Origin of the sequence: Lactobacillus leichmannii (assembly GCF_024701915.1) — a bacterium.
Taxonomy (GTDB): Bacteria; Bacillota; Bacilli; order Lactobacillales; family Lactobacillaceae; genus Lactobacillus; species Lactobacillus delbrueckii.
The window spans coordinates 239,106-255,432 of the sequence record NZ_QOCY01000044.1 but is presented as its reverse complement, the minus strand read 5'-3'; the positions used below and the strand labels follow the sequence as shown (position 1 = coordinate 255,432).

At 53.5% G+C, this 16,327-nt stretch carries 15 protein-coding genes; 1 reads left to right on the top strand and 14 read right to left on the bottom strand.

Features of this window, described 5'->3' with window-relative positions:
• Positions 1–116: 116 nt before the first annotated feature.
• The 10 genes from trxB to DS743_RS06430 all read right to left on the bottom strand — a co-directional run bounded on the left by trxB (position 117) and on the right by DS743_RS06430 (position 10,586).
• Positions 117–1,049 carry a thioredoxin-disulfide reductase gene (trxB, locus tag DS743_RS06475; RefSeq protein ID WP_072544228.1) on the bottom strand — a complete coding sequence of 311 codons (933 nt, stop codon included), beginning with the start codon at positions 1,047–1,049 and terminating at the stop codon, positions 117–119.
• 71 nt (positions 1,050–1,120) lie between these two features.
• The gene (locus tag DS743_RS06470) at positions 1,121–2,137 is read right to left on the bottom strand and encodes an NAD(P)H-dependent glycerol-3-phosphate dehydrogenase (protein ID WP_002879963.1); all 1,017 of its coding nucleotides are present in this window, start codon (positions 2,135–2,137) and stop codon (positions 1,121–1,123) included.
• 5 nt (positions 2,138–2,142) lie between these two features.
• Positions 2,143–2,976 carry a prolipoprotein diacylglyceryl transferase gene (lgt, locus tag DS743_RS06465; RefSeq protein WP_002879962.1) on the bottom strand — a complete coding sequence of 278 codons (834 nt, stop codon included), beginning with the start codon at positions 2,974–2,976 and terminating at the stop codon, positions 2,143–2,145.
• Positions 2,976–3,935, bottom strand: coding sequence for an HPr(Ser) kinase/phosphatase (hprK, locus tag DS743_RS06460; protein ID WP_035184179.1), 960 nt, complete (start codon positions 3,933–3,935; stop codon positions 2,976–2,978). Before hprK ends, lgt begins: the two co-directional genes overlap by 1 nt.
• Entirely contained in the window at positions 3,910–4,212 is a 303-nt protein-coding gene (locus DS743_RS06455) for a hypothetical protein (RefSeq protein ID WP_035183643.1), read from the bottom strand. The genes hprK and DS743_RS06455 overlap by 26 nt, the downstream gene beginning before the upstream one ends.
• A gap of 10 nt (positions 4,213–4,222) precedes the next feature.
• Positions 4,223–5,339 (bottom strand): peptide chain release factor 2 gene (prfB, locus tag DS743_RS06450; RefSeq protein ID WP_120490266.1). Its coding sequence is split into 2 segments (ribosomal slippage): positions 4,223–5,266 and positions 5,268–5,339, totalling 1,116 coding nucleotides; the frame shifts between segments, so codons are not numbered across the junction.
• 87 nt (positions 5,340–5,426) lie between these two features.
• A complete protein-coding gene (secA, locus tag DS743_RS06445; protein WP_002879958.1) occupies positions 5,427–7,829 on the bottom strand; it encodes a preprotein translocase subunit SecA in 2,403 nt (800 codons plus the stop codon).
• A gap of 159 nt (positions 7,830–7,988) precedes the next feature.
• Positions 7,989–8,546, bottom strand: a complete 558-nt coding sequence (hpf, locus tag DS743_RS06440) for a ribosome hibernation-promoting factor, HPF/YfiA family (protein WP_002879957.1) — start codon at positions 8,544–8,546, stop codon at positions 7,989–7,991.
• 79 nt (positions 8,547–8,625) lie between these two features.
• Positions 8,626–9,312: a ComFC family protein gene (locus tag DS743_RS06435; protein WP_003617260.1), complete on the bottom strand. Its 687-nt coding sequence runs from the start codon at positions 9,310–9,312 to the stop codon at positions 8,626–8,628.
• Entirely contained in the window at positions 9,309–10,586 is a 1,278-nt protein-coding gene (locus DS743_RS06430; protein ID WP_072544229.1) for a DEAD/DEAH box helicase, read from the bottom strand. The genes DS743_RS06435 and DS743_RS06430 overlap by 4 nt, the downstream gene beginning before the upstream one ends.
• A gap of 43 nt (positions 10,587–10,629) precedes the next feature.
• Here DS743_RS06430 and DS743_RS06425 point away from each other — a divergent pair, with 43 nt between their 5' ends.
• Entirely contained in the window at positions 10,630–11,289 is a 660-nt protein-coding gene (locus DS743_RS06425) for a YigZ family protein (protein ID WP_035183647.1), read from the top strand.
• Positions 11,290–11,341: 52 nt separating this feature from the next.
• Here DS743_RS06425 and DS743_RS06420 read toward each other — a convergent pair whose 3' ends face one another.
• The 4 genes from DS743_RS06420 to pgsA form a co-directional block, all read right to left on the bottom strand.
• Positions 11,342–12,541, bottom strand: a complete 1,200-nt coding sequence (locus tag DS743_RS06420; protein ID WP_035183648.1) for a glycosyltransferase family 4 protein — start codon at positions 12,539–12,541, stop codon at positions 11,342–11,344.
• A 103-nt stretch (positions 12,542–12,644) separates the two neighbouring features.
• The gene (gene rny, locus DS743_RS06415) at positions 12,645–14,288 is read right to left on the bottom strand and encodes a ribonuclease Y (RefSeq protein WP_003617251.1); all 1,644 of its coding nucleotides are present in this window, start codon (positions 14,286–14,288) and stop codon (positions 12,645–12,647) included.
• Positions 14,289–14,436: 148 nt separating this feature from the next.
• A complete protein-coding gene (recA, locus tag DS743_RS06410; RefSeq protein WP_035183653.1) occupies positions 14,437–15,546 on the bottom strand; it encodes a recombinase RecA in 1,110 nt (369 codons plus the stop codon).
• Between the two features lie 206 nt (positions 15,547–15,752).
• Complete coding sequence (pgsA, locus tag DS743_RS06405) at positions 15,753–16,316, bottom strand: CDP-diacylglycerol--glycerol-3-phosphate 3-phosphatidyltransferase (protein ID WP_002877019.1); 564 nt, start codon at positions 16,314–16,316, stop codon at positions 15,753–15,755.
• Positions 16,317–16,327: the final 11 nt, after the last annotated feature.

Here is a 16,327-nt window from a genome sequence, read left to right as displayed (position 1 = left end):
CCCCCTTAAACTTGCAATAATCAGTCGTAATCTATTTTACTACCCGAACATAGATTCTAACAATATTTTGCTCAAAGAAAAAAAGCAGCAGACCACTTGTCCGCTGCTTTTAATATCTATTTCAAAAAGCCCTTGGCTTGCAGGTAGTTGTAAGCTTCCTGCCCGGCCACGCTGCCTTCGCCCACGGCGGTCGTTACCTGGCGCAAATCCTTTGGCCGCACGTCGCCGGCCGCGAAGATCCCTTCCTGCCGGGTCCGCATCAATTCGTCAGTAGGAATCCAGCCGTTTTCGTCCAGGATGTCCAGGCCATCCAGGGCCTTAGTCACTGGCAAAACGCCAACGTAAATGAAGACGCCCTTGGTGGCAAATTCCTTTTCTTCCCCGCTGACCTTGTCCTTGTAACGGATCCCGCTGACCTTGCCGTCTTCGCCGACGATTTCTTCAGTCAGGGCGTTCCAGACAAACTTGATCTTCGGGTGCTTGAAGGCCCTCTCCTGCAGTTCAGGCTTGGCCCGCAGCTGGTCTCTTCTGTGAACGACCGTGACTGACTTGGCTGACTGAGCCAGGTAGAGCCCTTCCTGGATGGCTGAGTCGCCCCCGCCGATCACCGTCACGTCTTCATCTCTGAAGAAAGCTGCATCGCAGACGGCGCAGTAAGAAACACCATGGCCGGAATAAGTTTCCTCTCCCGGCACGTTCAAGTGCTTGTGCTCTGATCCAGTCGCGATGATCACGGCTGGAGCCAGGTATTCCTCGCTGTCCGTAATCACCCGCTTGTAGTCGCCTTCCAGCTTGACGGCCTGGACGTCGCCATATTCATAGCTGGCCCCGGCGTTTTGCACGGTCTGGTACATCTTTTCGCCCAGTTCCGGCCCCTGAACTTCCACAAAGCCCGGGTAATTGTCGATGTCGGCAGTGTTGTTCATCTGCCCCCCGTAAATCCCCCGGTCTAAGAGGACCGTCTTCAGGTTGGCCCGGGCCGCGTAAACTGCTGCCGTCATGCCGGCTGGACCGGCACCAATGATTACTACGTCAACTTCTTTAGTCATAAACAGCCTCCTTGCCACTTACTTTTTATAAGTAATATCATACAGGATTTTCAAAAGATTGCAAGCCTCTTTTAAATTCTGATTTCCGGTCCCATCTGCCGGCTCATCATCAGCTTGATCTCATCGTCGATCTTGGCCTCCTCATAGAGGACCTTGTAGATGGAAGCTGAAATCGGCATGTCCAAAGAATACTTGTCGCAGATTTCGTACACGGCCTTGACGGTCGTGGCCCCTTCAACAACCTGGCCCATGTTGGCCAAGACTTCGTCCAGGGGCTTGCCCTGGCCCAGCTGGTAGCCGCAGCGCCAGTTCCGGGAGTTGACTGAGGTACAAGTAACGATCAAGTCGCCGATCCCGGACAGGCCACTGAAGGTCCAAGGCTGGCCGCCAAAGGCCACGCCCAGGCGGGTGATTTCCGCCAGGCCCCGGGTCATCAAGGCTGCCTTGGCATTGTCCCCGTAGCCCAGGCCCGCCAGGATCCCAGCCGCGATGGCGATGACATTTTTAACAGCCCCGCCGACCTGGACCCCGATTGGGTCGTTGCTGGTGTAGAAGCGGACATAGTCATTTGAAAAAATCTTCTGCATCTTGGCAGCGTTGTCCAGACTGGTTGAAGCCAGGGTAATGGCCGTCAGGTCCTTTTGGGCGGTATTTTCCGCGTGGCTGGGTCCGGACAGGACGATCATCTTGTCAAATCCGTCCGGGTAGATTTCGTCTTTAAAAATCTGCAAAACCAGCTTTTTAGTCCCCGGTTCAATCCCCTTGGTGGCTGAAACCAGGTAAGGCTGGCGGCCATTTTCGTCCAAGACCTGCCGGACCGCTTTAGCCACTGACCGGATCGCGCTGGTCGGCACGGCGAACAGGATAACGTCACAGTCTTTCAGAACCTGCCCCATGTCGGTACTGGCCCAAACGCTGGGGTTCAAGGTCCAGTCCTTCATGTAGTGCAGGTTAGTGTGATCTTGGTTGATCTCATCAGCAATAACTTGCCGGTGGGCGTAAAGGGCCACCTCGTGGCCGTTGTCAGCCAGCATGGAGGCCAGGACTGACCCCCAGGAACCGGCGCCTAAAACGGAAATTTTTGCCATTTTTTCTACCTCTCGTATGGATATTTTAAACCGCTTCCTTCAAGATACCACTTTGGCTTGACTTTGACACGCCGGTAGACAAATAAAATAACCACAGCGATTAAAAGCAGGAGGCTGAGGGCCTGGGAAACCCGGATGACGCCAAAGATATAGAGGCTGTCCGTCCGCATCCCTTCCACGAAAAAGCGGACCACGGAGTACCAGGCCAGGTAAAGCATGAAGACTTCCCCCTGCTTAAAAAGATGCTTCTTGTGGCGCAGGGAGAGGATGATGATCAGACCGATCAGGTTAAAGAAAGATTCATACAAAAAAGTCGGCTTGTAGTAGCTGCCATTAATGTACATCTGGTCGATGATGAACTGGGGCAAGTGGAGGTTTTGCAGATACTGCAGGCTGCACTTGGCCCCGTGGGCCTCCTGGTTCATAAAATTGCCCCACCGGCCCAGGACCTGGGCCGCCATCACGCCCGGCGCCACGATGTCTAGGACTAGAAATGGCGACAAGAAGCGCCGGTAGCAGAAGACCAAAAGGACGATCGCCCCGGCGATCAAGCCCCCGTAAATGGCAATCCCCCCGTTCCAGATGGCGATAATTTCATCCGGGTGCTGGGAGAAGTAGCCCCATTCAAAAATGACATAGTAGATCCGAGCCCCGATAAAGCCGATCGGCACGCCCCACAAGAGCAAGTCGATGAAGTCATCGCTCATGATCTGCCGTCTTTGCCCTTCTCTGATCGACATGAAGGTAGCCAGCAGGATCCCGCAGGCGATGATGATTCCGTACCAGCGAACGTGAATGTCCCCGATACTGAAGGCGATTGGATTCAGTGCTAAAGTCATTAGTCTGCTTTACCCCCTTTTTCTTCCTCGCTGTTTTCCGCGATCAGGCTGGTCAGGTTTTCATCAAAAGTCTTGGCCGCGTCAAAGCCCATGGCCTTGGCTCTGAAGTTCATGACGGCCACTTCCACGATGTTTTCCATGTTCCGGCCGACCTTGACCGGAATAGTGACCTGGGGAACCGCGATCCCGCAGATGATCCGGGTGTTTTCTTGGAAGCCCAGGCGGTCATAGTTGGCCTTGGAGTCCCAGTTGGTCAAGTTGATAACCAGGGAGATCTCGGTTTCATCCTTGATGGCCCCAATCCCGAAGAGCTTGAGGACGTCAATGATCCCGATCCCCCGGATTTCCATCAAGTGCTTCAAAATACGGGGAGCTTCCCCGACCACGGTCTCGTGGTCTCTTTGGTAGACATCCACCCGGTCGTCAGCGATCAAGCGGTGACCGTGCTGCACCAGGGCCAGGGCGGTTTCGGACTTGCCGACCCCGGATTCCCCGGTCAAGAGGACCCCCATCCCGAAAACTTCGACCAGGACCCCGTGAACGCTGCTTCTTTCCGCCAGCTTGACGGCCAGGTACTGGGTGATCATGCTCATCAAGTAGGTCGTGGCGTCATTGGAAATCAAGATCGGGGTCCCGGCTGCTTCTGCCGCTTCTTTAAGTTCAACCGGCACCGGCAGGTTGCGGGAAACCAGCAGGCAGGGAGTTTCTTTCTGGCAGATTTTTTCAAAAACTTTCCGGCGCAGGTCGTGGTCCAGCCGGGCAGCGTAGGAAATTTCCGTTCTGCCCAGAAGCTGGACCCGGTCAGCCGGGTAAAAGTCAAAGTAGCCGCTCAATTCCAGTCCCGGCCGGTAAACGTCGGAAACCGTAATCTTCTTGCCAGACACGCATTCCTGTCCCTGCAGAACCCGCAGGTTGTAATTGTCATTAATGAGCTCAGTTAGTTTTACCGTGTTCGTCATCATGTACCTCACTATCATCAACATCTCGCACTGTCACATCTTGCGCCTGTTTCCGCGGCCGCTCCGGATCTGCCTGGCCTGGCTTGAACCTGTCTGGCTCCGGCCAGCTGGGCAGCTTGTATTTCTTCCGCCAGTAAAAGCGGTAGTAGAGCCATAATGGCAAAATTACGACCAGGCCCACCGGCAGCAAGGCAATCAAGGCCTTGAAGAAAACCGAGAGCAGGGCCAGGGCGACTACCGCCGCCAAAACCAGCAGTACTATCGTGGTAAATGACATATTTTTCCTCTTATTCTGGATTTTCCTGGCTCAAACGCCACTGCAGGTAGGCGTAGATGAAGGGATCCAGCTTCCCGTCCATCACCCCGCCCACATCGGCGGTTTCATAGCCGGTCCGGTGGTCTTTGACCATGCTGTATGGGTGGAAGACGTAAGACCGGATCTGCGAGCCCCAGGCAATGTCCAATTGCTCACCCTTCAAGGCCGCCTTTTCCTTGCGCTTCTTCTCTTCTTCCAGGTGGAAAAGCTTGGCCCGCATTTCATTCATGGCCGTGTCCCGGTTCTGGAACTGGGACCGCTGGGCCTGGGAAGTCGTCACGATCCCGGTTGGGATGTGAGTAATCCGGACGGCACTGGAAGTCTTGTTAATGTGCTGGCCGCCCGCCCCGGATGACCGGTAGACGTCAATTCTGAGGTCCTTAGGGTCAATATCGATTTCAATGGAGTCATCGACTTCGGGGATAACTTCAACCGAGGCAAAAGAAGTGTGCCGTCTTTTGGCTGAGTCAAAAGGCGAAATCCGGACCAGGCGGTGAACGCCGTGTTCAGACTTCAGCAGCCCGTAGGCATTCTTGCCGGAAATCCGGACGCTGACGCTCTTTAAGCCGGCTTCATCACCTGGTTCAAAGTTGTTGACTTCAAACTTAAGGCCACGGGAGTCGCAATAGCGCTGGTACATCCGGAGCAGCATGTTCCCCCAGTCCATGGCTTCAGTGCCGCCGGCCCCCGGGTGGATTTCCATCAAGGCGTTATGGTCATCATACTCGCCCGACAAGAGCAGGTTCAATTCATACTGGTGGAACTCTTCCTGCAGCTTGGCCAGCTGGTCTTCGGTGTCCTTTTGCAGGTCCGCGTCTGCTTCCAGGCGCAGCAATTCCAGGGCCGTTTCTTCATCGGTCAGGTCTTTTTCCAGAGCCAGGAAGGAGTCCCGCTTTTCCTTGAGCAGGTTGGTCTCACTAATCAATTTCTGGGCCTTTTCCTGATTGTCCCAAAAGCCCGGTTCCGCCATCTTGGCTTCGTTGATTTCAATGCTTTCGCTGATATTATCGAAGTCAAAGAGACCCCCTGAAGTGGTTAAGCCGGGTCCGCAACTCGTCTAAAGCATTTTGAATTTCATTGATTTCCATTGTCTTTTTCCTTTGCTAAAAATACTCTTTTTGTTTACTACAATTATAACCAAAAGAGGAGGCTCCCGCCCCCTCTTTGCTGATTTATTACCGACTCAAGTTGTTTCTGATCTGCGCCTTCATGAAGAGGCGAGTCACGTCAAACTCGATGTCGCTGATCATTTCTTCAAACATGTTGTAGCCGGAGTCCTGGTATTCAACCAGCGGGTTCAGCTGGCCGTAGCCCCGCAGGCCGATTGACTGCCGCAATTGGTCCATGGCGTCAATGTGGTTGGTCCAGTGCTCGTCAACCACGCGGAGGATAACCACCTTTTCAAATTCCAGCATTTGTTCCGGATCAGCCAGGGCAGCTTCCTTTTCCTGGTAGTTGTCTTCAACCAGCTGGTAAAGCTGCTGCTTAAGGGCATCTGGCGTGAAGGTCTTGAAGTCGATTTCTGAATTAACGTATTCTTCACTGGCCAGGCTGGAAACGATAAAGTCGCGCAAGGAGTCCAGGCGCCAAGTCGACCGGTCGCCTTGGGTGAACATATCCACTTGGTGGTCGATAGTCCGGTGGATCATCGGCATCAAGACACTCTTCAAGGACTGCTGCTCATCGATAACCTGCATCCGTTCCTTGTAGATGATTTCACGCTGGATCCGCATAACGTCGTCGTATTGCAGGGTCTGCTTCCGGATGTCGTAGTTGTTCCCTTCAACCCGCTTCTGGGCTGATTCAACCTGGCGGGTGATCAGGCGGCTTTCGATGACCTTGTCGTCGTCATTGTCGGACAGGCGGTCAAGGAAGTCCTTGACCCGGTCGCCCCCGAAGCGCTTCAGCAAGTCGTCTTCCAAGGACAGGTAGAAGCGGGTGTAACCCGGGTCACCCTGCCGGCCGGACCGGCCCCGCAGCTGGTTGTCGATACGGCGGGATTCGTGTCTTTCAGTCCCGATTACAGCCAAACCGCCCAGTTCCTTGACGCCAGGCCCCAGCTTGATGTCAGTCCCACGCCCGGCCATGTTGGTGGCAATCGTAACTGCCCCTCTTTGGCCGGCATTCATGATGATGGCTGCTTCCTTGGCGTGGTTCTTGGCGTTCAAGACAGCGTGCGGGATGTGTTCCTTGTCCAGCATGTGGCTCAAGCGTTCAGAAGATTCAATGGACACCGTGCCGACCAGGATTGGCTGGCCCTTGGCGTGCCGCTCCTTGATTTCGTCAACCACGGCCTTGAACTTGGAGTCCAGGGTCGGGTAGAGCAGGTCTGGCATGTCTTGTCTGATGACTGGCCGGTTGGTCGGGATGGTGATGACTTCCATGTTGTAGATTTCACGGAATTCTTCTTCTTCAGTCTTGGCCGTACCGGTCATCCCGGACAGCTTCTGGTACATTCTGAAGTAGTTCTGGTAAGTAATCGTGGCCTGGGTCTGGGATTCTTCCTGGATCTTGACCCCTTCCTTGGCTTCGATGGCCTGGTGCAGGCCGTCTGAGTAGCGGCGGCCTTCCATAACACGGCCGGTAAAGGAGTCAACGATCAGGACTTCACCGTCTTGGACAACGTAGTCGATGTCCTTGAGCATGATGTAGTTGGCCCGCAAGGCTTGGTCGATGTGGTGAACCAGCTTCTGGTTTTCAACGTCATAAAGGTTCTTGAGGCCAAAGTGGTCGCAGGCCTTCTGGATCCCGGTTCTGGTCAAGGAAATAGTCTTGGTTGGCCAGTCGATCTTGTAATCGCCGTGGTCTTCATCGTCATCGGCGTCATTGTCGCTCTTGTCTTCCACCAGCTTCTTGACAAAGCGGTCAGCCCGGATGTAGTCAGCGTTGGCTTGCTCAGCTTCACCGGAAATGATCAAAGGCGTCCGCGCTTCGTCGATCAAGATGGAGTCAACTTCGTCGATGATGGCGTAGTTAAGCGGCCGCTGCACCATTTGTTCCTTGTAGACAACCATGTTGTCCCGGAGGTAGTCAAAGCCCAGTTCAGAGTTGGTTGAGTAAGTTACGTCGCAGGCGTAAGCTTCCCGCTTTTCTTCCGGGGACATGGTGCTGACGTTCAAGCCGACCGTCAAGCCCAGCCAGCGGTAGAGCTGGCCCATTTCAGTTTCGTCACGTCTGGACAGGTATTCGTTGACAGTAACAACGTGCACGCCCTTGCCAGACAAAGCGTTGAGGTAAACCGGCATGGTGGCCGTCAAGGTCTTACCTTCCCCGGTCATCATTTCGGCAATGTTGCCCCGGTGCAGGGCAATCCCGCCGAGGATCTGCACGTGGAATGGGTACAGGCCCAGAACCCGCTTGGAAGCTTCCCGGGATACGGCAAAGGCTTCCGGCAGCAGGTCGTCTAAGCTTTCGCCCTTTTCAATCCGGCTCCGGAATTCCGGCGTCTTGGCCTGCAATTCTTCGTCAGAGAGAGCGGCCATTTGGTCAGCGTATGACTCTACTTGGTCAGCAATTTTTTCAAAACGTTTAAGTTCTCTTTTATCAGCGTTGTATAACTTCTTTAAAATGTTTGCCATCTAATCGTCCTTAATTCTGATATTTAGTCTAAAATCACAGAATAATTTTAACATGTAAATGCCAAAAATTAAAATAATCTACAAAAATAAGCAGGGCACAATAATTATCGTGCCCTGCTTGGCTTGCAGCCTTAGTATTCAGTTGGATAAGCGGCGAAACTATTCGTTAGTTTCAATCAAGCCGTAGCTGCCGTCGTTGCGGCGATAAACCACGCTGGTGCCGTTGGTTTCAGCGTCTTGGAAGACGAAGAAGTCGTGTTCCAGCATGTCCATTTGCAAGATGGCTTCTTCTGGGTCCATTGGCTTCAAGCTAACCCGCTTGTTGCGGACAATCTTGAACATTGGAGCCTTTTCTTCCTTCTCCTCTTCAACCGGAGCTTCTTCAGGGATGAAGAATTCTTCAACGCCCTTTTCACGGCTCTTGCGGTTGACGCGGGTCTTGTACTTTCTGATTTGGCGTTCAAGCTTTTCGGAAACAAAGTCAATGCTGCGGTACATGTCATCCGTAGTTTCTTCAGCTCTCAAAACCAGGTATGGAAGCGGAATGGTTACTTCAACCTTAGCTGAGTGGTCACGGTATACCTTCAGATTTACATGAGCGATTACGTCCTGGCTCAGATCAAAGTACTTTTCCAACTTGGTCAAGCGCTTTTCAACATAATCTCTCAAAGCTTCAGTGACTTCAATATTTTCGCCACGAACATTGTACTTTAACATAATAATTATCTCCTTTCACGCTTGCGCGGTTTCTTTACACTCATATTATACCAAATTTGAAAGCGCTTTGTGAAAATATTTAGCGACTAATTGAAAAACTTTCGACCTGGCATTTAGGAAAAGCCGTTTCAATCGCGTCGCGCGCATGGTAAAGTGTTCGGCCTGTGGTGTAAATGTCATCCAAAAGGATGATCTTACCTGTTATTGTACCCCTAAATTCCGGATTTAAAAAGAAATTTTGCTTAGCCTGCATCCTGGCTTTTTTTCCCTTTTCCCCCTGGGCCCCAGCTCCAGCCTTCTTGGCTAAAAGAGGCGTTAAGGGCAAAAGAGGGGTAAAAATTTCCCAGACCGTGTCATAGCCCCGCTTTTTCCGGTGCTCAGGTGAAGTCGGGACCGGGACGTAGTAGTCGGCCGCTAATTTTTGAACAGCAGGGGCGGCCAATTCCTGCAAAACTTGGCAGAGCAAGTAGTCCCCATAGCGCTTGTAGCGGACCATCAGGTCATGAAAGGCCTGGTTGTAGCAGTAGACGGCCTGGTTGTGCAAAAAATTCCCCTGGTAGATCCGCCGCCACTTCTGGCAGTCCTGGCAGATTTCCCCGCTATCCTGCTGGCGGCCGCACTGGGGGCAAAAGGCGGGGCCGATCTGCGCAAACTGCTGGCGGCAGGATGGACACAGGCAGGAAGTCTTGCTTTTGCCCGGCAAAAGCAGGCGCCTCATGTCCAAATCTCCGGTAAAAGGCTGGTCGCAAAAAAGGCAAAGACTCATCCCCGGTTCATCTCCTTGATCTGCTTGACCGCGCTTCTGATCTGCCGGCTGTAGCGCCGGTAGCCAAAAAGCACCAGCCCGTCCGGATCCTGCTTGTCTCTGCCCACCCGGCCGGCAATCTGGACCAGGCTGGCAGCGGAATAAATCTCATCATCAGCGGCCACGATGATCACCCAGACATGCTTAAAGGTCACCCCCCGCTCCAAGATTGTGGTCGTCAAAAGCAGGTCCAGGTCGCCTTTGCGGAATTTTTCCACCTTCTCCAGCTGGTCCGGGTCCTGGGCATAGACGGTTGCCAGGCGCAAGTCGGGCAGGAGCCTTTTGACAGCGGCAAAATACTGGGGCATCTGGGCAATTCTGGGCAAAAAGACCAGGAGGGGGTGGCCGCTTTTAGCCGCCATTTTGATCCGCCGGGCTAATTTCGGATGCAGGCGGCCCTTGGTCAAAAAAGGCTTGACGTACAGGTCCAGCCGGGGCACAGGCAAGGTATAGCCGTGAAAGCGGCGGTTGAGCCTAACGATGGCCAGTTTCCCCTGCCTGGCCGCTTTTAGCAGGTCCTCAGGCGGGGTGGCCGTCAAAAAGACCCGGCTGCCCGTTTTTTTAACAGCATTGCCCGCGGCAAAATGCAACTGGGGATTGCCGGCATATGGAAAGGAGTCGATCTCATCGATGATCAAAAGGCCAAAGGCCTGGTAGTACTTCAGCAGCTGGTGGGTCGTACAGATGACCAGCTGCTCATTGGCCGCTTCCTTTTCCTCCCGGCCATGGTACTTGCCGATCTCCACCTCCCCGAAGGCTGCTACTAGGCGGGGGTAAAGCTCATTGACCACGTCGATTCTGGGCGTGGCAATGGCTACCCGGCAGCCGCGGCTGAAAGCCTCAGCCAATAAGGGGAAAATCATCTCCGTCTTACCCGCCCCGGTCACGGCCTCAACCAGGCAGTCCTCTTTAGCGGCAAATTTCTCCAATAAGAAGCGGCTCACACCCTCCTGCCGCTCTTGCAGCTGCCCTGTCCAGGTCATCCCCGCCCTGGGCGGGTAATGACTGCCAGCCGCCTGGCGGACCAAAAGCTTGCCCTCATCCAGCCGGCCCAGGCCCACGCAAGCACGGCAATACAAAAAGCCCGACGGCAGGCGGGCCCAGCATGAGCTGCCGCAGCGCTGGCAGATGCCATTTTCGATGGCGGGAATTGCCGTCTGCCCCTCTTTTATGCTATTATCCACTTTGTCAACCAGCCATTGGCGGCCGGTCAGAGATTCTTTTTCTTCTGTCATTTTTTTGCCTCCACTAACTAATACACCAAAAAGGGATGATTTTTTGTCAAAAGAAGCAGATTTTTTAACAATCAAAGAAAACGGCCAGCATGAGCTGGTCATCAAGAAGAGCCGCTTCATCGCGACTCTTGCCCGGGTCCAGGATGAGGAAGAGGCCCGGGACTTTATTGCCGCGACCAGCAAAAAGTACCATGACGCCACCCACAACACCTATGCCTACACCTTGGGCATTAATGACGACCGGGTCAAAAGCAGCGACAACGGCGAACCAGCCGGTACGGCCGGGGTGCCGGAATTAAAGACCCTGCAATTAATGGGCCTGAAGAATGTCGCCGTCGTCGTGACCCGGTATTTCGGCGGAATCAAATTAGGGGCCGGCGGCCTCATCCGGGCATACTCTTCCAGCGTCAGCGAGGCAGCTGAAGCCATCGGCATCGTCAAGCGGGTTAAGCAGCAGGAATTGATTTTTACGATCCCCTACAACCGCTATGACAAGGTCGACCACTTCCTTAAGGAAAAAGAGGTCTTCGTTGCCGGCACTGAATATGGCGTAAACATCACCATTTCCATCTACCTGGACCTGGACCAGATTGACCCCTTTATCAGCGATCTAACCGAGCTCTTAAACGGTGAACCCAACCTGATCAAGGGGGACCAGCGCTATAACGAAATTCCCGTTAAAAGCGGAGAAAAAAGATTCTAACCAAAAATGACCAAGCATTTCTGCTTGGTCATTTTCTTTTGTCTGTTCAGCTTTATTGTTTTTTACCGCTATTTTTCTCAGCAGGCTTGTGCCCCCCCTTGGACCGCTCCTGCCACTTCCGGGGCTTGGCCTCGCCCTGATGCCAGACTTCAACGTCCGGCTCCTTAGTGTGAGTGCTATGTAAAACCAGGCGGTTAATCAAGTGGCTGAGGGGCTTGTATTTTTCCCCTAAAAGGCCGATCGATTCCACGAAGAGCTCAACGGCGATCAAGAGGCCGACCAGCAAGAGGGCCATGGCCCAGATCGGCGACAAGAGGAAAAGCATGGACACGAAGGAGAAGATCAAGGACAGGGCGTAAATCAGCAGTACCGTCTGTCTTTGGGTCAGGCCCAAGTTCATCAGCTGGTGGTGGAGGTGGTGCTTGTCCGCTTGGGAAATCGGCTTCTTGTTCAGCTTGCGGCGGATCATGGCATAGACCGTATCAGAGATCGGCACTCCCAAGATGATCACCGGTACCAGCAAAGAAATAAAGGTCACGTTCTTCAAGCCCTTTAAGGCTAAAACCGAGATCATGAAGCCCAGGTAGAGGGCCCCGGTGTCCCCTAAAAAGATCTTGGCCGGGTTGAAGTTGTAAGGCAAAAAGCCCAGGAGGCAGGCCGCCAGCATAAGGCAGGCGATCGGTACGTACAGGCCCTGGTTACGCAAGAAGAAGTAGCCGACAATCCCCATGGTCAAAAGCGAGATGCAGGACACACCGGCCGCCAGGCCGTCTAAGCCGTCAATCAAGTTGACCGCGTTGGTCAAGGCCAGGATCCAGAAGATGGTAATCGGCAGGCTGAGATACCAGGGCAAATTGATGGTCTGGCCGGTAAAAGGAATATTCAGCTCGGTCATCCGGATTTCGGCCAAAAAGTAGGTAATCATGGCCGCGATGAAGATCCCGCCCATTTTTTGCCCGGGCTTGAGTTCTAAAATATCATCGATCATCCCGGTCAAGACGATCACGCTGGACGCCAGCAAAAGGGCAAAGAGCTCGTGGGTCGGAAACTGCTCTCTGAGCAAGATGAAGGTCCCGATATTGTAAGTCACGAAAATCCCCAGTCCCCCGATAGTCGGCATGGGTTTCTTGTTGACCCGGCGGGCGTTAGGATTGTCCACCGCCCCCAGGACAAAGGCCAGGCGCCGGATGAAAGGCGTGATCGCTACTTGGATGATCACCAGTAAAAAAAGGTCAACGATAATCTTAAACATGAAATTCTGCTTTCTGAGTCTAGTTGAGTTAATTATACCGGGCTTTAAGGCGATTTGCCAAATGCTAACAAAAAAGTCCAGAATTCAATCTGGACTTTCTGCTTTATTTGGCAACTGCCACGGCACGTTTCTCCCGTATTACGGTGATCTTGATATTGCCCGGGTAATCGAGTTCTTTCTCGACCCTGTCCCGGATTTCGTGGGCCAAAACCGTGGTCTCATCATCTGAGATCTTGCCTGGCTCAACCATTACGCGGACTTCCCGGCCGGCCTGGATGGCATATGCCTGCTTGACGCCGTCATAGCTGCCAGCAATGTCTTCCAGTTCCGTCAAACGGCGGATGTAGTTCTCCAAGCTTTCGCTTCTTGCCCCAGGCCGGGCGGAAGAAATCGTATCCGCCGCCACGACCAGGTCAGCGATGAAGGAGAGCTTTGGCACGTCACCGTGGTGGGCAGCGATCGCGTTGACCACCAGGTCCGGTTCATGGTATTTCCGGGTCAATTCAACACCGATTTCTACGTGGGAGCCTTCGATATCATGGTCGATTGCCTTGCCAATATCGTGTAATAATCCCGCGCGAACCGCTAATTTTTCATCCAAACCAAGTTCAGCTGCCATGGTCCCGGCCAGCTTCCCGACTTCAATCGAGTGCGCCAGCACGTTCTGGCCATAGGAAGTCCGGTACTTCAGCCGGCCCAGAATCTTGACCAGTTCCGGGTTCATCCGGTGGATGCCCAGTTCCATCAAGGCACTTTCACCAGCCTCGTAAATATCGTCGTTGACTTCCTTGCGCGCCTTGTCAACCATCTCTTCGATCCGGGCCGGATGAATCCGCCCGTCCTTGATCAGTTTCTGCAGGGCCCGCTTGGCAACTTCCCGTCTGATGGAGTCAAAACCGCTCAAGGTGACCGTCTTTGGCGTATCGTCAATGATCAAGTCTACCCCAGTCATGGCTTCAAAAGAGCGGATGTTCCGGCCTTCGCGGCCGATGATCCGCCCCTTCATGTCATCGTTTGGCAGGTCCACGACTGACACGGTCGTTTCCGCGACCGTATCCGCCGCGCTGCTCTGGATGGCATCCACGATGATTTGGTGGGCAAAGCGGTCGGCTCTGGCACTGATTTCTTCCTCGTTAGCCCGAATCAGCTCCGCCTTCTCCTTGGTCAGGTGGTCGGAGACCTGGGCCAGGACAATCTTCTTGGCCTCTTCTTCGTCTAAGTGGGAGATTTCCAGCAGCTTGTCATTCTGCTTCTCGACCAGCCCGTGCGCTTCTTCCAGCAAACCAGCGGCTTTTTCTTCCTGCTTTTTGATTTGGTCTTTCCTTTGTGTGAGTTGTTTCTCCCGGTCATCGAGCAGGCTGCTGCGGTGATCCAGGGCATCTTCTTTCTGCTGAAGGCGGTTTTCCTTGCGGGCCGCTTCTGCGCGGCGCCTGTTCAGCTCGTCTTCAACCTTCTGCCGGTAATCCCTGATTTCTTCCTGGGCTTCCAGGATCTTGGCCTTCTTCTCCGTTTCAGCATCCCGCTTAACGGCTTCAGCGGCCTGCTTCTGCGCCTGGACCTCAGCCTTGGCTGCTTCGACTTCGGCTTTCGCCTTGGCCAAAATTGCCTCCGCGCTCTGCCGGGCGTTTTCCGCCTTGGTTTCCCAGGCATTCTTCCGGATGGCATAACCAATCAGGCATCCCACGACAAGTGAAATAAGAAAAATTACAGCGACTGTTGCGAGAAGAAATATAGTATTATTCATCATGAGTTACGTCGCCTTTGTATTTAGAATTATTCACACATTACTAATCATATGTTACATTTTTGGTCAAGTCAATTCCTTAGCTGCATTTGCGGAAACAAAAAAGATTGCCAGGCCTCTGCTGGCAATCTTTTTATTGGCCAAAAACTACCTACTTATCAGTCTTTTCCGGACTTGGCGGCTCTGCTGGCTTCTCTTCGCCAGGAGCTGCCTTCTTAGCCCGCTGTTCCTTGACCTTCTCCGGATTTTCCTTTTCTTCCAGAGATTCAGCATCGATTCCGTAAGCCTTGCGGACCTGGGTCTGGATGTCCTCGGAAACGTCCGGGTGTTCCTCCAGGTACTGCTTGGCGTTTTCCCGGCCCTGGCCGATCTTTTCACCGTGGTAGGAGTACCAGGCCCCGGCCTTGTCGACGATGTCCTGGTCAGCAGCCATGTCCAGCAGTTCGCCGGACTGGGAGATCCCCTGCCCGTACATGATGTCGACTTCAGCTACCTTAAATGGCGGAGCAACCTTGTTCTTGACCACTTTGATCTTGACCCGGTTACCGATAACGTTGGTGGACTGCTTGATCTGTTCCGCCCGGCGGACTTCCAGCCGGATGGTTGAGTAGAACTTCAGCGCCCGACCACCTGGGGTGGTTTCGGGATTACCAAACATGACGCCGACCTTTTCCCGGATCTGGTTGATGAAGATGGCAATGGTCTTGGTCTTGGCAATCGTCCCGGAGAGCTTGCGCAAGGCCTGGCTCATCAGGCGGGCCTGGAGACCGACGTGGGAGTCACCCATTTCACCTTCGATTTCGGCCCGCGGCACCAGGGCGGCAACGGAGTCGACCACGACGATGTCGATGGCCCCGCTGGAGATCAAGGTGTCCGCGATTTGCAGCCCTTCTTCCCCAGTGTTTGGCTGAGACAGGATCAATTGGTCGATGTCCACGCCCAAGGCTTCAGCGTAAGCCGGGTCCATGGCGTTTTCCGCGTCGATGTAGGCCGCCGTGCCGCCCCGCTTCTGCACTTCAGCTACGGCGTGCAGGGCAACGGTCGTCTTACCGGAAGATTCCGGCCCGTAGATTTCCACGATCCGGCCCCGCGGGTAGCCTCCCACGCCCAAGGCCGCGTCCAGGGCCAGTGAGCCTGACGGAACAGTCGAGATCTGGGTGTCGACCTTCTCGCCCATCCGCATGACCGCGCCTTTACCGAAGTTCTTTTCAATTTTCTTTAAAGCCGCTTCAAGAGCCGCTTGTTTTTCATCTTTAGCCAATTTTTTCCCTCCTGGAAACTTACTAATAAACATTATACTTTGAAGGCCTGGTAAAAAGCAAGAAAAATCCGAACTAACGTTCAAATTGTTTCCTCTCCACTTACTAGTACAAGAAAAAAGCCCTTTTTTCCCCAATCTGACTTAAAAAATAAAAAATGAGTACCTTGCTGATACTCATTTTTAAAGAATAGTGATTTTCTAAATGCTTACATTGAACCCTTGAAGACATCCCATGAAGAATGGAAGTAGTCGTAGCCGGAGTAGATCGTGAAGATCAGAGCCAGGTAGAGCAGGATGGTGCCCAGGTGGAAGATGTCGCCAAAGAGCAGGAAGATGATTGACAGCATCTGGCAGGTGGTCTTGATCTTGCCAGGCATGGCAGCCGCCATGACCTTGCCGTTGTTTTCGACCACGATCAGGCGCAGGCCGGTCACAGCCAGTTCCCGGCAGACGATGATGGCTACCACCCAGGCTGGAGCCAGATTCAATGCAACCATGAAGATGAAGGCCGTCATGGTCAGCATCTTGTCCGCCAGCGGGTCAGCAAACTTACCAAAGTTGGTTACCAGTCCCCGGGAGCGAGCGATGTGACCGTCAAACCAGTCGGTTGCGGAAGCAACGGCAAAGACGATCATGGCCACCACCCGGCTCCACAGAATTTCAGTCCCTGCCAGGGTGAATGAGCCGGCTGGCCATTGGGCAATCAGCAGGATCATGAAGACAGGAATCAAAAAGATTCGGAAAACAGTCAGTTTATTTGGTAAATTCATTGCTTTAAATT

Coding starts and splice junctions, on each gene's coding strand:
- trxB (WP_072544228.1), bottom strand. CDS start 1,049: ATGACTAAAGAAGTTGACGTAGTAATCATTGGTGCCGGTCCAGCCGGC.
- DS743_RS06470 (WP_002879963.1), bottom strand. CDS start 2,137: ATGGCAAAAATTTCCGTTTTAGGCGCCGGTTCCTGGGGGTCAGTCCTG.
- lgt (WP_002879962.1), bottom strand. CDS start 2,976: ATGACTTTAGCACTGAATCCAATCGCCTTCAGTATCGGGGACATTCAC.
- hprK (WP_035184179.1), bottom strand. CDS start 3,935: ATGACGAACACGGTAAAACTAACTGAGCTCATTAATGACAATTACAAC.
- DS743_RS06455 (WP_035183643.1), bottom strand. CDS start 4,212: ATGTCATTTACCACGATAGTACTGCTGGTTTTGGCGGCGGTAGTCGCC.
- secA (WP_002879958.1), bottom strand. CDS start 7,829: ATGGCAAACATTTTAAAGAAGTTATACAACGCTGATAAAAGAGAACTT.
- hpf (WP_002879957.1), bottom strand. CDS start 8,546: ATGTTAAAGTACAATGTTCGTGGCGAAAATATTGAAGTCACTGAAGCT.
- DS743_RS06435 (WP_003617260.1), bottom strand. CDS start 9,312: ATGAGTCTTTGCCTTTTTTGCGACCAGCCTTTTACCGGAGATTTGGAC.
- DS743_RS06430 (WP_072544229.1), bottom strand. CDS start 10,586: ATGACAGAAGAAAAAGAATCTCTGACCGGCCGCCAATGGCTGGTTGAC.
- DS743_RS06420 (WP_035183648.1), bottom strand. CDS start 12,541: ATGTTTAAGATTATCGTTGACCTTTTTTTACTGGTGATCATCCAAGTA.
- rny (WP_003617251.1), bottom strand. CDS start 14,288: ATGATGAATAATACTATATTTCTTCTCGCAACAGTCGCTGTAATTTTT.
- pgsA (WP_002877019.1), bottom strand. CDS start 16,316: ATGAATTTACCAAATAAACTGACTGTTTTCCGAATCTTTTTGATTCCT.